The sequence below is a fragment of the Aeromonas sp. R10-2 genome, assembly GCF_040908445.1.
Taxonomy (GTDB): Bacteria; Pseudomonadota; Gammaproteobacteria; order Enterobacterales; family Aeromonadaceae; genus Aeromonas; species Aeromonas veronii.
This window is the reverse complement of sequence record NZ_JBFODS010000080.1, coordinates 42,947-57,836: the sequence shown is the minus strand read 5'-3', so window position 1 is coordinate 57,836 and position 14,890 is coordinate 42,947. Positions and strand designations below refer to the sequence as shown.

Annotated in this window: 9 protein-coding genes; all 9 read left to right on the top strand. The window is 61.0% G+C overall.

Annotated features, from left to right (window positions below):
• Window positions 1–79 precede the first annotated feature (79 nt).
• The 9 genes from AB5Y97_RS15980 to AB5Y97_RS15940 all read left to right on the top strand — a co-directional run bounded on the left by AB5Y97_RS15980 (window position 80) and on the right by AB5Y97_RS15940 (window position 14,881).
• Entirely contained in the window at window positions 80–1,726 is a 1,647-nt protein-coding gene (locus AB5Y97_RS15980) for a tetratricopeptide repeat-containing response regulator (RefSeq protein ID WP_088869349.1), read from the top strand.
• A 66-nt stretch (window positions 1,727–1,792) separates the two neighbouring features.
• Window positions 1,793–2,755, top strand: a complete 963-nt coding sequence (locus AB5Y97_RS15975) for an ion channel (RefSeq protein ID WP_005353221.1) — start codon at window positions 1,793–1,795, stop codon at window positions 2,753–2,755.
• A 236-nt stretch (window positions 2,756–2,991) separates the two neighbouring features.
• Window positions 2,992–3,798 carry an exodeoxyribonuclease III gene (xthA, locus tag AB5Y97_RS15970; RefSeq protein ID WP_005353222.1) on the top strand — a complete coding sequence of 269 codons (807 nt, stop codon included), beginning with the start codon at window positions 2,992–2,994 and terminating at the stop codon, window positions 3,796–3,798.
• Between the two features lie 397 nt (window positions 3,799–4,195).
• A complete protein-coding gene (locus AB5Y97_RS15965) occupies window positions 4,196–5,395 on the top strand; it encodes an efflux RND transporter periplasmic adaptor subunit (protein ID WP_031227697.1) in 1,200 nt (399 codons plus the stop codon).
• A gap of 9 nt (window positions 5,396–5,404) precedes the next feature.
• A complete protein-coding gene (locus tag AB5Y97_RS15960) occupies window positions 5,405–8,515 on the top strand; it encodes an efflux RND transporter permease subunit (RefSeq protein WP_139473795.1) in 3,111 nt (1,036 codons plus the stop codon).
• Between the two features lie 116 nt (window positions 8,516–8,631).
• On the top strand, window positions 8,632–9,384 hold the full coding sequence (locus AB5Y97_RS15955) for an ABC transporter substrate-binding protein (protein ID WP_088869351.1): 753 nt from the start codon (window positions 8,632–8,634) through the stop codon (window positions 9,382–9,384).
• Between the two features lie 57 nt (window positions 9,385–9,441).
• On the top strand, window positions 9,442–9,942 hold the full coding sequence (locus AB5Y97_RS15950) for a hypothetical protein (protein WP_088869352.1): 501 nt from the start codon (window positions 9,442–9,444) through the stop codon (window positions 9,940–9,942).
• 296 nt (window positions 9,943–10,238) lie between these two features.
• Window positions 10,239–11,756 (top strand): efflux RND transporter periplasmic adaptor subunit, encoded by a 1,518-nt coding sequence (locus AB5Y97_RS15945; RefSeq protein WP_368158432.1) that lies wholly within the window; start codon window positions 10,239–10,241, stop codon window positions 11,754–11,756.
• Window positions 11,753–14,881, top strand: coding sequence for an efflux RND transporter permease subunit (locus AB5Y97_RS15940; RefSeq protein ID WP_201945907.1), 3,129 nt, complete (start codon window positions 11,753–11,755; stop codon window positions 14,879–14,881). The genes AB5Y97_RS15945 and AB5Y97_RS15940 overlap by 4 nt, the downstream gene beginning before the upstream one ends.
• Window positions 14,882–14,890 lie beyond the last annotated feature (9 nt).

Genomic DNA, 14,890 nt, shown 5'->3' with positions numbered 1-14,890 from the left:
ACAACTTGGCCAATTGCCTCTTCGGGCGCTTTGGTGGCACACTTTCTCCCATCAGCCCGTAGCGCCTCGACCCAGACAGATGCAGACACCTGAACAAGAACCAGAAAAAAAGAGCCCAGCCAAGCCACAACGCATTCTGATGGTCAATGAGCAGCGCTCGTTTCAGGTGATGATGAAGGCGATGCTGCTCAATCTGGGTATCAGCAACATCACCTACTCCAATACCGCCGAGGATGCGCGGCGCCGCTGCCAGAAAGGCAGTTTCGACATCTATCTCATCGATTACGATCTCGGGGTTGGCGAGAATGGCCGCCAGTTGCTCGAAAGCCTGCGCGACAAAGACCTGATCCCGCCCCAGAGCGTGGTGATCATGGTGAGTGGCGACAGCTCCCGCGCCATGGTACTGAGCGCGCTGGAAGCCGAGCCCGACGAATACCTGATGAAGCCCTTCTCCCAGGAGCAGTTCTCGTTTCGCTTGAAGCGTGCCCTCGCCCGGCGCAACGCCCTGGCCAGCGTCTTTACCGCGCTGGCCGATGACAATCTGGCAGGCCTCATTACCGCCTGTGCCGAGCGAGCCGATGCGGTGCCCCGTTTTGCCAACTACTGCCGTTGCCTGCAGGCCGATACCCACCTCAAGCTGGGTCAGGCGCAGGAGGCGCGCGCCCTGATGCGCCAGCTGCTGGCCGGGCAGGAGAACAGCTGGGCCCGCCTGACGCTGGGCAAGGCGTGCAACACCCTGGGGCTCCACGAAGAGGCGGTCAGCCATCTGCAGGCGACCCTCAAAAATACCCCGCTGATGGTGGAGGCTCACCTCTGGCTGGCAGAATCCCTGCTGGCCCTTGGCAATGACGAGCAGGCGCAGCAGGAGCTCAGACGGGCGGTGGATATCTCCCCTCAGTCGGTGCAACTCTCCCGTCGGCTGGCGGAGGTGTGCCTGCAGCGCCACGACTACGCCCAGGCCAAGGATGTGCTGATGTCGCTGATCGACCTGTCACGCAACTCCATTCACCGTACTCCCCACTATCTGGGAGCCTATATCCAGACCCTGACCCTCTACGCCCTCAACAGCAACGACAGCTACCACATCGCCAACCTGCAAAAGCAGGTCAATTCTGCCCTGTCGCGCATCCGCGATTCGCTGATGATGTCGGAGTTCAACTACCCGGTGTTCGAGCAGATCTGTCAGGCCCGGGTGCAGATTGCGCTGGGGGAGCTGCTCAAGGGCAAGAAGATGCTCTATCGCGCCAATCAGAACTGGCTTGATGAACCGGCCACCATGCCCCCCGCCCTGCTTGGCGAGACCATCCTTGCCCTCTACCAGCTCGGCGAGTTTGAATATGCCGAAAGCCTGCAAGGGCTGCTGGCGGAGGACGAAGATCGGCTGCTCACCACCTGCATTCAGGCCACCCGGGATGACAAGACGGTGCTGGAGCGGCGTCAGCGCTACCAGCAGCTCAACGATCTGGGGATCAAGGCCTATCAGAGCGGCGAGCTGGAGCAGGCCCTCGGCCATTTTCGCGAGGCCCTGCGCCGCGCCCCCGCCAATACCGGTGCGGCTCTCAACAAGATCCAGGTGCTGCTGCAACTGATGCAAAAAAACCGCAAGAGTCCGGAATTTGGTGCCGAGTGCAAAGACACTCTGGACGTGCTCGACGGTATCCCCCTCAACCCGGCCCAGCAGGAGCGTTTTCGCAAGCTGCGTCAGGAGTTCAACCAGTTCAGCTAAGACGCCGCCGCGCCCCCTTTTCCCCGCCTATGCTGAAACCAGTTCGGCAATGCGAGGGAAACGAAGATGGCGATGTGTCGTTATCTGGTGGCCGATGGCCGCCACTGCAGTGAAGAGGCTGGCGAGCACGATCTCTGCCACTGGCATGATCCCCACCATACCCATCAGGAAGCCCACACCGCCGAGGCGCTTGAACAGTACGTTCGCGCAGGCGGACTCTGCCATGGCCTGCAGCTGTCACGGGCCAATCTGGCGGGCCTCAATCTGGTCAACAAGGAGTCCGATCAGGGATTTTTGCTGGAGCAGTGCAACCTCTATCGCGCCAACCTGCGCGGTGGTCACCTCTACGGCCTGCGCATGAAGGGCGGCAGCCTGATGAAGGCCGATCTCAGTGATGCCAACCTCCAGTGCGCCACCCTCGATGACGTCAACCTGCTCGGCATCCGCTGGCACAACACCCGGCTCGACAACATGCAGACCGGCAAACGGGTGATGCAGGATCGCAAGGGGCGCCGCGAACGGGATCCCAAACAGGCACGCATCTGGTTCAAGGAGGCGGAAGAGACCTACCGGGATCTGCGCAAAGCCTCCGAGGCACAGGGGATCTTCACCATGTCTGGCAACTATATCCAGCAGGAGCTCACCATGCGCCGCCTGCAACTGCCGTTCTGGTCGACCCAGCGCTTTACCTCCTGGGTGGTCGATCTCTTCTGCGGCTATGGCGAGGCCCCGATGCGGGTGGTGCTCTTCTCGTTGCTGCTCATCTTTATCTGCAGCATTTTTTACTTCTTCTGCGGACTGCATTTTCAGGGCGAGCACCTCATCTACCAGCCCGGTGCCCCTCTCGAGCAAAATGCCATCTTCCTGCTCGAATGCCTCTACTACAGCGTGGTCACCTTCACCACATTGGGGTACGGCGACTTCACTCCGGTCGGGCTCTCCAGGATCTTTGCCGCCTTCGAAGCCTTCACCGGCAGCTTTACGCTGGCGCTGTTTGTGGTGGTTTTCGTCAAAAAGATGACCCGCTGAAAACCTGTCCACGATCCTACTGCGAGGCTGTGATCAAGGCTCATGTGCTGCTCGGAATCCTCATGTATACATATACAATCCGGTTCCTGCGCTGCGCTTCACCTTGCTGACAGCCTCTCGCGACGGATCGTGAACAGGTTACCAAGCAGTTGCACCAGTCACAGCCCCCGAACTTGCATCCACCGCCGATTCCTAGTCCAATAGCCACTTATAAAAATGACATGAGCATCCCGGACATGAAGATCATCTCTTTCAATATCAATGGCCTGCGCGCCCGTCTGCACCAGCTGCAAGCCATCATCGACAAGCACCAGCCCGATGTGATCGGCCTGCAGGAGATCAAGGTGCACGATGAAGCCTTCCCGCTGGCCGATGTGGAGGCCATGGGCTATCACGTGGAGTTTCACGGCCAGAAGGCACACTACGGGGTCGCCATCATGAGCAAGCAGAAACCGGTCAAGGTGGAGAAAGGCTTCCCCACCGATGACGAAGAGGCCCAGCGCCGGATGATCATGGCCACCTTCGAGCGCGAAGACGGCTCCCTCATCAAGGTGATGAACGGCTACTTCCCGCAGGGTGAAAGCCAGGATCACGAGACCAAGTTCCCGGCCAAGCAGAAGTTCTACGAGGATCTGCAGCACTACCTCGAGACCAACCACACCCCGGACGACCAGCTGGTGCTGATCGGGGATATGAATATCTCCCCCACCGATCTCGACATCGGCATCGGCGAGGCAAACCGCAAGCGCTGGCTGCGGGATGGCAAATGCTCCTTCCTGCCCATCGAGCGCGAATGGATGGAGCGACTGAAAGGGTTCGGCCTGACCGACACCTTCCGCGCCGCCAACCCCACCGAGTGCGAGCGTTTCTCTTGGTTTGACTACCGCTCCAAGGGCTTTGACGAGAACCGCGGCCTGCGCATCGACCTCATCATGGCCTCCGACGCCCTCAAGGACAGCGTGACCGAGACCGGTATCGACTACGAGCTGCGCGGCATCGAGAAACCCTCCGACCACGCCCCCATCTGGGCCTGCTTTGCCTGACACGGCGCAAGATTAACCGATGAGCCGCGACGAATTCGTAAACTGTGAAGCGGCTCGCGGTTGCCTGCGATAAAATGGCGTAAAAAACCCATCCAAACAAGGTGCCTTATGGCACCTTATTTTTTGCAGCAAGGAGTGGCTGGCGTGATACGGTTGCGAAGAGCCCTGGCCCGGGATGAACATCCCCGAAGCCCCCCGCTCATATCGGAAAAGTCAGACTTTTTTCGTCAATCGGCAACCCTAATTGCCACTTTGAGAAGGTTGTGTTCAAGGTTGCCGCCCTATCATCTCCCATTCCAATCATAAAGAAGTTGTTTTTTTAATCATGAAGTTAATGATGTGTATGGAGAAACATGCTGAACGCAGCAGCCGAAATCGATCCAACAGGAGTGTGATGATGAAGGTGTCCAATGCCGGAAGAGAGGTTTACAAACGCAGCTTGCTGACCCTGGCGCTGATCAGCGGTCTGAGTGCCTGTGGCGGCGAGACGACCCAGACGGCACAGACCATGCCCGCCGTCCCTGTGGTGGTCGCCGAGGTCAAGCTGACCGATGTGCCGCTCACCACCGAGATGGTGGGAGAGACCGCCGGTTTTCGCGAGATCGATGTGCGCTCCCGGGTCAGTGGCATCCTGCTCAAGCGCACTTATGTGGAAGGCCAGCCGGTTACCGCCGGTCAGGAGCTGTTTCTGATTGACCCGGAGCCCTACAAGGTGGCGCTGGAGCAGGCCAAAGGGACTTTGGCTCAGGAGCAGGCCCGTCTCAACAAGGCCCGAGCCGATCGGGATCGCATCATTCCCCTCTTCAAGCGTCAGGTGGTGAGTCGCAAGGACTATGACGACACCATCGCCAACTATGAAGCGGCCATCGCAAGCCATCAGGCCGCTCAGGCCAAGGTGAAAGAGGCGGAGCTCAACCTCAGCTACACCCAGGTGACCGCCCCCATCAACGGCATGGCGAGCAAGAGCTCCCAGTCCGAGGGGAGCCTTATCTCCACCAGCGGCGACAACGGCCTGCTCACTACCATCACCCAGTTTGATCCGCTCTACGTCAACTTCTCCTACTCGGAGCAGGATCGCCTCAACTTCGAAAACTCGGTAAAAAAAGGGGTGATTGAGGCGAAGGATGCCACCACCTGGCGCACCCATATTCGTCTGGCCGATGGCTCCCTCTATCCGGAGGCGGGCAAGCTCAACTTCTCCGACAACCGGGTCGATCCCCAGACCGGCACCATCCGTGCCCGCGCCATCTTCGACAACAAGGACGGCGTACTGCTGCCCGGCCAGTTTGTCCGCATGACCATCGATCTGGGCACCCGCAAAAATGCCATCGTGGTGCCGCCGCGCGCCATCGTCCAGTCCCAGGCTGACCGCATGGTGATGGTGGTCGATGCCGACAACAAGGTAGTGCCCCGTCCGGTGACCCTGGGCGCAGCGGTCGACTCCGGCGTGCTGATCGAGAGCGGCCTGCAGGCAGGTGAGCGCTATATCGTCGAAGGCTTGATGAAGGCCCGCCCCGGCGCCGTGGTGAAACCTGTCTCTGCCGACGAGATGAAGGCGATCACCGGCAAGGTGGTCAGCCAGTCTGCGGCCAAGTAAGGAGCCCGTATGTTTTCCAAGTTCTTCATAGAACGCCCCATCTTCGCCAGCGTGATTTCGATCATTATCGTGCTGGGCGGTTTGGCGGCGATGCGGGCGCTCCCCATCGAGCAATATCCCCAGATCACCCCGCCGGTGGTCTCGGTCACGGCGTTTTATCCGGGTGCAACCCCGGAGGTGATCTCCCAGACCGTGGCTGCGCCGCTGGAGCAGCAGATCAACGGCGTCGAGCGGATGATCTACATGCAGTCGGGGTCGGCCTCCAACGGCCAGATGAACCTCAACGTCTACTTCGAGATCGGCACCGATCCGGATCAGGCCACCATCAACGTCAACAACCGGGTCTCGGCTGCCATGGCCCAGCTGCCGGAAGAGGTGAAAAAGCAAGGGGTGACGGTCAAGAAGAAATCGACCTCCATCCTGCAGGTGGTCACCCTCCAGTCACCGAACGGCTCGTTTGATACCACCTATCTGTCGAACTACGCCCTGCTCAACATCATCGACGAGCTCAAGCGGATTCCCGGCATCGGTGATACCACCTTGTTTGGCGGTACCGACTATGCGATGCGTATCTGGCTCAGGCCGGATCGACTGGCCCAGCTCGAGCTCACCCCGAGCGACGTGATTGGCGCCATTCGCGAGCAGAACACCCAGTTCGCGGCAGGCAAGATTGGTGCCCAACCCACCACGGCCCCCATCGACTTCACCTACACGGTGCAGACCAAAGGGCGCCTTGAAGATGTGAAAGAGTTCCAGAACATCATCGTCCGCTCCATGCCCGATGGCTCCAAGATCCGGGTCCGCGATGTCGCCCGGGTCGAGCTGGGGGGCAAGGATTATGATCTGGTCGCTCGCGCCAACGGCAAACCGGCCATCGGTATTGCCACCTATCTGCAACCGGGCGCCAACGCCGTCGCGGTCGCCGATGCGGTGCATGCCACCATGGAGCGACTCAAGGAGCGCTTCCCGCAGGATATCGAGTACCAGATCCCCTACGACACCACCGAGTTCGTGAAGATCTCCATCGAAGAGGTGGTACACACCCTGTTCGAGGCGATCGTGCTGGTGTTCGTGGTGGTCTATCTGTTCCTGCAGAACTTCCGCGCCACCCTGATCCCCTGTATCGCGGTGCCGGTGTCGCTCATCGGGACCTTCGCCGGCATGCTGGTGCTCGGTTTCTCCATCAACCTGCTGACCCTGTTCGGCATGGTGCTTGCCATCGGTATCGTGGTGGATGACGCCATCGTGGTACTCGAAAACGTCGAGCGGATCATGAGCGAGAAGAAGTGCTCCGCCAAGGAGGCTGCCATCCTCGCCATGCAGGAGGTCTCCGGTCCGGTGGTCGCCATCGTGCTGGTGCTCTGCGCCGTGTTCCTGCCGGTCGCCTTTATGGGCGGCATGACGGGGGTGATGTACAAGCAGTTCGCCATCACGGTCGCGGTCTCGGTCGCCATCTCCGGTCTGGTGGCACTGACTCTCTCACCGGCCCTCTGTGCCGTGTTGCTCAAGGAGGGACACCACAAACCGGCCCGCTTCTTCGTCTGGTTCAACGAAAAATTTGACCAGCTGACCCGCGGCTATGTACGGGGTGTGGCCTTCCTGAACCGTCGGGTGGGGGTCGCCTTTGCCATCATCGCCGTACTGATCCTCTCCATCTACGGCCTCTTCCTGAAAGTGCCGGGCGAACTGGTACCGAACGAAGATCAGGGCTACCTTATCTCCGCCGTCATGCTGCCGGATGCCGCCGCGATGAGCCGGACCCAGGCGGTGGCGGATCAGTTCGACAAGATCGCCATGGCCAACCCCCATGTGAAGGATGTGATCACCTTCTCGGGCTTTGACATTCTCTCCAATGCCATCATCAGCAACAGCGGCATGACCTTCATTACCCTGAAGGACTGGAGCGAGCGTCAGGGGGCCGGGCAGGACTCCTTCTCGCTGGCCAAGACCTTCCAGGGCTTGAGCCTGATGGGGCTGGCGGATGGCTTTGTCGCCTCCTTCAACCCGCCTCCCATTCAGGGGATGTCCACCACAGGTGGCCTTGAGGCCTATCTGCAAAACCGTGGCACCGGCAACGCCCAGGCCTTCTCAGGCGAAGTGCAACGCTTCCTCGAAGCGGCCAAGGCGCGCCCGGAGTTTGCCAGCGTCACCAGCACCTACCGCGCCAACGTGCCGCAGGTCTATCTCGACCTGGATCGCGAAAAAGCCAAGGCGCTGGGGCTGCCGATCAACGCGGTGTTCGACACCATGCAGGCCACCTTCGGCCAGGTCTATGTCAACGACTTCAACCAGTTCGGCCGTACCTACCGGGTACAGTTGCAATCCGAGGCAGACTATCGCGCCAAGAAGAGCGATATCCGCAATGTCTATGTCCGCTCCGACAAGGGGGAGATGATCCCGCTCAGCAGTCTGGTGACGGTGCGTGATGCCACCGGCCCCGAACTGGTCGAACGCTTCAACATCTTCCAGGCCGCCAAGATCATGGCACAGCCGGCACCCGGCTACAGCTCGGGTCAAGCCATCGCCGCGCTGGAAGAGGTCGCCAATGAGGCTCTTGGCAACGACGCCAAGCTGGAGTGGACCGGCTCCGCCTATCAGGAGAAAGCGGCCGCAGGCAGCGCTGGTATGGCCTTTGGTTTCGGTATCGTGATGATCTTCCTCATTCTGGCCGCCCAGTATGAACGCTGGAGCCTGCCGTTTGCGGTGATCACCGCCGTACCGTTCGCCCTGTTCGGTGCCCTGCTCGCCACCTGGCTGGTGGGGCTGACCAACAACGTCTACTTCCAGATCGGGCTGGTGACCCTGGTCGGCCTTGCCGCCAAGAACGCCATCCTGATCGTGGAGTTCGCAGTGATGAAACACGAAGAGGGCATGAGCCTCATCGAGTCGGCACTAGAGGCGGCGCGCCTGCGTTTCCGTCCCATCGTGATGACCTCGCTCGCCTTCATCCTCGGCTGTGTGCCGCTGGTCACCTCCAGCGGGGCCGGTGCGGCAAGCCGTCACGCCCTCGGCTGGCCGGTCATCGGCGGCATGCTGGCGGCCACCTTTATCGCCATCTTCTTTATCCCGCTCTTCTTCCGGCTCATCATGAGAGGATCGGAAAAGCGCGCCAAGCAGTAACGCTCTCCCCAGGCCTTCCACCGATAACAAACTACCCCCGCCCGTGCGGGGGTATTTTTTTGTCTGCGGTGTGCTTCAATGACACACATCGAGACTTTTTTGCACAGGATCCGGATATGCTGGCTCAGCTCTGGCTCGCGACGACCTTGACGAACACGACCCTCTCCGCCTGTGGTCATCACGATTATCCCCCCTGGAACTGGCTGAGCGATGGCAAGATCATCGGCGTTTGTGCCGAAGTCGTCAGTACCCTCTATCAACGGTTGGGTTTCAATGTGGCTCTCGACTATGTGGGCCCCTGGGCCCGCTGTCAGCAGAAAGTGGCTAAAGGAGAGGTCGACATCAATATCTGTGCGCTGCGCAACGAAGAGAGAGCACACTACTCCCGCTTTACCCGAACGCCCATGGCCATCAATGACATGGCGGTATTCGTGCGCCAACCCGGAAGCCGCTTGCTGCAACGACGGGAGGATCTGACCGGACTGCGGGGCGCCATGATGATAGGCGTCAGCCTTGGCAGCGAAATGGATGATTTTTTGCAAGCGAATACCCGCATCTACAGGGTCAACTCCCTCAAGCAGGTATTTGGCCTGCTGGCCAGTGACCGGGTCGACTTCGTTCCTTACGGCCGCTCTTCCGGTCGCCTGTTTCTGAGCGACAATTACCCGGACAGCGGGCTGGCTGATCTGCAGTGGCCACTGCAGCGTGGTGAGCTCTATATTTCTGTTTCACTGCAATCTCCGCATCTTGGCACCCTCGAACAACTGGAGCCCATGTTGCAAGCGCCCGGCATGAGTCAATGGATAGACCAATTGCTGGAAAAATACAGTGACCTCTACCTGCAACAGCAGCGCCAGCAGAAGCCTTGACCTTCTCCTGCGAGCAAGGTTTAGAGTTTGGCAACTTGCTCCCTAAGGATGCCCGGATTGTCACTCACCCAGCTTGCTGCAAGATTGCCCTCTGTTGCTCTGGCCCGGCTATTGCTGGCGCTGCTGCTCGTCTGCAATCTGACTCTCTGCATCAGCTGGCATGGTTCTCCCCTCTCCTCCGAGCCGACCCCAAGCAGCGCCCAGTCGATGGTGATGTTCGATTCATCCATGGCGATGGCGGATGGCGATATCTCTCATGCAATGCCTGCTATGGATCACCCGGGCGATGTCATGCCTCTCTCCTGCCATCAGGGAGACGAGGGGTCAGCCATGGGCGATGAGTGCCAGATGCAGACAGGCATCAATGCCCCCTCCTTCGGCGCGATGACTCTGCTGGGTGTACTGGTCGCTCTGCTGCTCTTTCCCTTGCTACTTGGCAACAACGTCGCAGCGTCACTGCTTGATAACTGGTTGCGGGATCCCTTCCTGCGATCGCGCGGTACTCACCCTCCTTCCTGGCCGCGCCGACATCTGATGCTGTCGGTGTTACGCCACTAGAAAGTCCTTCTCTTGCGGCACAGGCAAGCTTCAACTTGCCCGTTCTCTGCCGCCTTGCCTGACCCTGTGCCCCGGCCAAACCGGTCCGCTCACAGGGAGCCGTGCGCACTGATACAGTTGCGCCCCGTTTGCCGCCAGCCCCTTTGGTGATGCCTTGCACCTCACCCGACCGGCGGCCTGCAAAAGAGAAGACGTATTATGTCACCAGCCCACTTTTCACCGTCCAAGGTTGCTGCCTGCGCGGACGCCTTATCCTCCTGCACTTTCTGCATGCAGATCCGCGCCGGAGGCCAGTCATGAACAAGACCGTCCTGATGTCGGCCCTGCTACTTGCCCTTGGCGCTGGTGGCGGCTACTGGGCCGCCAAACAAACCTCCGATGGCGCAAGCGCCAAAGAGAAGACGCCCCTTTACTGGGTCAACCCCATGGATCCCCGCGACAAGCGCGACGGCCCGGCCAAGGACAACATGGGGATGGACTTTATCCCCGTCTATGAGGAAAAACAGGGCGGCTCACCGGGCACCGTCACCATCAGCCCCGAGATCCAGCAGAACCTGGGGGTGCGGCTCGCCAAGGTGGAGAAGCTGCCTATCCACCAGCAGATCGAGACGGTGGGCTATGTCGGGTATGACGAGGATCGGCTGGAGGCAGTCAACGCCCGCATGGCGGGCTGGATCCGCACCCTCGCCATCAAGAGTGAAGGGCAGCAGGTGAGCAAGGGGAGCCTTATTTACGAGCTCTACGCGCCGGATCTGGTCAACGCCCAGCACGAATACCTGCTGGCACTCAACACGGCCAACCCACTGCTGCTGCGCGCTGCCGAGGGCAAGCTCAAGTCCCTGCAGGTGCCGACGGATCAGATAGCGGCCCTCAAACGCAGCCGTCAGGTGCGCGAAACCATCAGCATTTACGCCCCCAGCAGCGGTTATGTCTCCGAGCTGAAGGTGCGCGAAGGCCAGTATGTGGAGCCCGCTGCGGCGCTCTTTAACATCAGCACCCTCAAGCAGGTGTGGGTCAGTGCCGAGGTGTTCGAGCGTCAAGCCGCCCAGCTGAAGGTGGGGGACCCGGTCACCATGACCCTCGACTATGCCCCCGGTCGCAGTTGGCAAGGTAAGGTGGATTACCTCTACCCGACACTGGACGCAGCTACCCGCACCCTCAAGGTGCGGCTGCGCTTTGACAACCCGGACGAGTTTTTGAAACCCAATATGTTTGCCAAGGTGAGCATTCGCACCGGGCAGGGAGAGCCGCAATTGGTGGTGCCGAGCGAAGCGGTGATCCGCACAGGCAGTCAGGATCGGCTGGTGCTGGCGTTGGGGGATGGCAACTTCAAGTCGGTCGCCGTCACTCTCGGCCCCCAGTTTGGCGACAAGGTTGCCATCAAGGCGGGGGTGGAAGCGGGTGACAACATCGTCAGCTCGGCCCAGTTCCTGCTCGACTCGGAATCGGCCATCGATTCTGACTTTCAGCGCATGACGGCGGTGCGCCCCGACCAGGTGTGGACTCAGGGCGAGGTTGAAAGCATCGATTTGGCCAACCGCACCCTGATGGTCTCCCACCAGCCCATCCCCGAGTGGCAGTGGCCCGCCATGGAGATGGAGTTCTCCGTCGCAGAAGGGGTCGATATGAGCAAGCTGGCCGAGGGACAGACCCTCCATCTGCAAGTAATGCAGGAGGGGGATGAGTACCGCATCACCAGCATCCATCAGGAGAAGGCCCCCGCCACTGACGGCTACGCCAAGCCTGCAACGGATGAGATGGGGAAGATGGAAGGAATGGACCATAGCCAGCACAATATGGGAGCCAAGCCATGATCCCCTCGATTATTCGCTGGTCGGTGGGCAACCGCTTTCTGGTGCTGTTATTGACCCTCATGCTCACCGCCTGGGGGCTCTGGTCGGTCAAACAGACCCCGGTGGATGCCCTGCCGGACCTCTCCGATGTGCAGGTGATCATCAAGACCTCCTACCCGGGCCAAGCGCCCCAGGTGGTGGAAGATCAGATCACCTATCCGCTTACCACCGCCATGCTGGCGGTGCCGGGGGCGACCACGGTACGCGGCTACTCCTTCTTCGGAGACTCCTTCGTCTATGTGCTGTTTGACGACAACACCGACCTCTACTGGGCCCGCGCGCGGGTGCTGGAATATTTGAGCCAGGTTGCCCCCAACCTGCCCGCCTCTGCCCGCCCCCAACTCGGCCCCGATGCCACCGGGGTGGGCTGGGTCTATCAGTACGCGCTGGCAGACAGAACCGGCAAGCATGACCTCAGCCAGCTCACCTCCCTGCAAAACTGGTTCCTCAAGTACGAGTTGCAGACGGTTGAGGGGGTCTCCGAAGTCGCCACCGTCGGCGGCATGGTGCGCCAGTATCAGGTGCGGGTCGATCCGGACAAGCTGCGCGCCTACGGCATCCCGCTCTCCCTTATCGAGACCGCCATCAAACAGGGCAATCAGGAGACAGGTGCCTCCGTCATCGAGATGGCGGAAGCGGAGTACATGGTGCGCTCCAACGGCTATCTCAAGAGCGTCGAGGATCTGAAGCAGATCCCGCTCGGCACCAATGTGCGCGGCGCCCCGCTGCTGCTGGGTGACGTGGCGGATGTGGTAACCGGCCCCCAGATGCGGCGCGGCATTGCCGAACTTAACGGTGAGGGGGAAGTGGTGGGCGGCATCATCGTCATGCGCTACGGCGAGAATGCCCAGCACACCATAGACGGGGTCAAGGCGCGGCTGGCGGAGCTGAAAAGCAGCCTGCCGGAGGGGGTGGAGGTCGTCACCGTCTACGATCGCTCCGACCTTATCCAGCGCGCCATCGACAACCTCTCCGGCAAGCTGGTGGAGGAGTTCGCGGTGGTGGTGCTGGTCTGCCTCGCCTTCCTGTTCCACCTGCGCTCATCCCTGGTGGTGGTCATCTCCTTGCCCATCGCCATCCTGACCGCCTTTATCGTGATGCACCTGCAGGGGATCAACGCCAACATCATGTCGCTCGGCGGCATCGCCATCGCCATCGGCGCCATGGTGGATGGCGCCATCGTGATGATCGAGAACGTCCACAAGCACATGGAGCGGGAGGCGCTCACCGACAAGAACCGCTGGCGCATCATCACCGAGGCGAGCATAGAGGTGGGGCCCGCCATCTTCTTCTCCCTGCTCATCATCACCATCAGCTTCCTGCCAGTGTTCGCGCTGGAGGCACAGGAGGGGCGGATGTTCCACCCGCTCGCCTACACCAAAACCTACGCCATGGCCGCCGCGGCCGCTCTCGCCATCACGCTGGTGCCGGTGATCATGGGCTACTTCATCCGTGGCAAGGTGCTGGCGGAGCAGGCCAATCCGCTCAACCGCTGGTTGAGTCAGGGCTATGTGCCACTGCTCAAGGCCGTCTTGGCCCGTCCGAAAACCACCCTTGCCATCGCCGCCGTGGTGACGGTGGCGGGCTTCTGGCCGCTCAAATACCTCGGCTCCGAGTTCATTCCGCCGCTCGATGAGGGGGACATCATGTATATGCCCACCACCGCGGCCAATATCTCGGTGGGCAAGGCGCGGGAGATTTTGCAGCAGACCGACAAGCTCATTCGTACCGTGCCCGAGGTGCAAAACGTGTTCGGCAAGGCGGGGCGCGCCGAAACCGCCACCGACCCCGCCGATCTGGTGATGATGGAGACCAGCATCCAGCTCAAGCCCCGGGACCAGTGGCGCCCCGGCATGACCCCGGAGAAGCTCAAAGAGGAGCTCGACTCCCTCATCCGCTTCCCCGGACTCACCAACGCCTGGGTGCCCCCCATCAAGACCCGCATCGACATGCTGGCTACCGGCATCAAGACCCCGGTCGGCATCAAGATAGCGGGGCCGGATCTCAAGGTGATCCAGCAGCTCGGCCAACAGCTTGAGCAGATTGTCGGCAAGGTGGAGGGCGCCTCATCGGTCTACGCCGAGCGGGTGGCCGGTGGCCGCTATGTGAAGGTGGATATCGACCGGCTCAAGGCAGCCCGCTACGGCCTCAACATCGCCGATGTGCAGGCGGTGCTCGCCACCGCGGTGGGCGGCATGGAGGTGGGCCAAACCATCGAGGGACGCGAGCGCTATCCCATCAACCTGCGCTATCCCCAGAGCTATCGCGACTCGGTGACCAGTCTGGAGCTACTGCCGGTGGTCACCCCGAGCGGCGCGCGCATCGCGCTGGCGGACGTGGCCCGGATCTATATCAGCGATGAAGCCCCCATGCTGCGCAGCGAGAATGCACGCCTCAACGGCTGGGTCTACGTCGATATTCGCGGCCGCGATATCGGCTCCTTCGTCGATGAGGCCAAGGCCGAGGTGAACAAACAGCTGGTGCTGCCGGCAGGCTACGCCCTCACCTGGTCTGGCCAATACGAGTACATGGAGCGGGCCAAGGCGCGCCTCGCCTACGTGGTGCCGCTGACGGTCGCCATTATCGTGCTGCTGCTCTATCTGGCGTTTCGCCGCGTTCAGGAGGTGCTGCTCATTCTCACCACCTTGCCGCTGGCGGTGGTGGGCGGGATCTGGACCCTCTGGCTGCTCGACTTCAACCTCTCGGTGGCAGTCGGGGTGGGCTTTATCGCCCTGGCGGGGGTGGCGGTGGAGACCGGCGTCCTGATGCTGGTCTACCTCAACCACGCCTGGGACGATCTCGTTGCCAGCGGCAAGCCGGACAAGGCGGGGCTGCACCGGGCGGTGATCCATGGCGCCGCCCTGCGCCTGCGCCCCAAGATGATGACGGTGGTCACCATTATCGCCGGCCTCTTGCCCATCATGTGGAGCCACGGTACCGGATCGGAAGTGATGCAGCGCATCGCCGCCCCCATGATCGGCGGCATGGTGAGCGCGCTGGTGCTGACCCTCTTGGTGCTGCCAGCGGCCTATTACCTGTGGCGCAGTCGCAGCCTTGGCAAGAGCGCGAACCCGCAATCCGAATAACCGGATTTC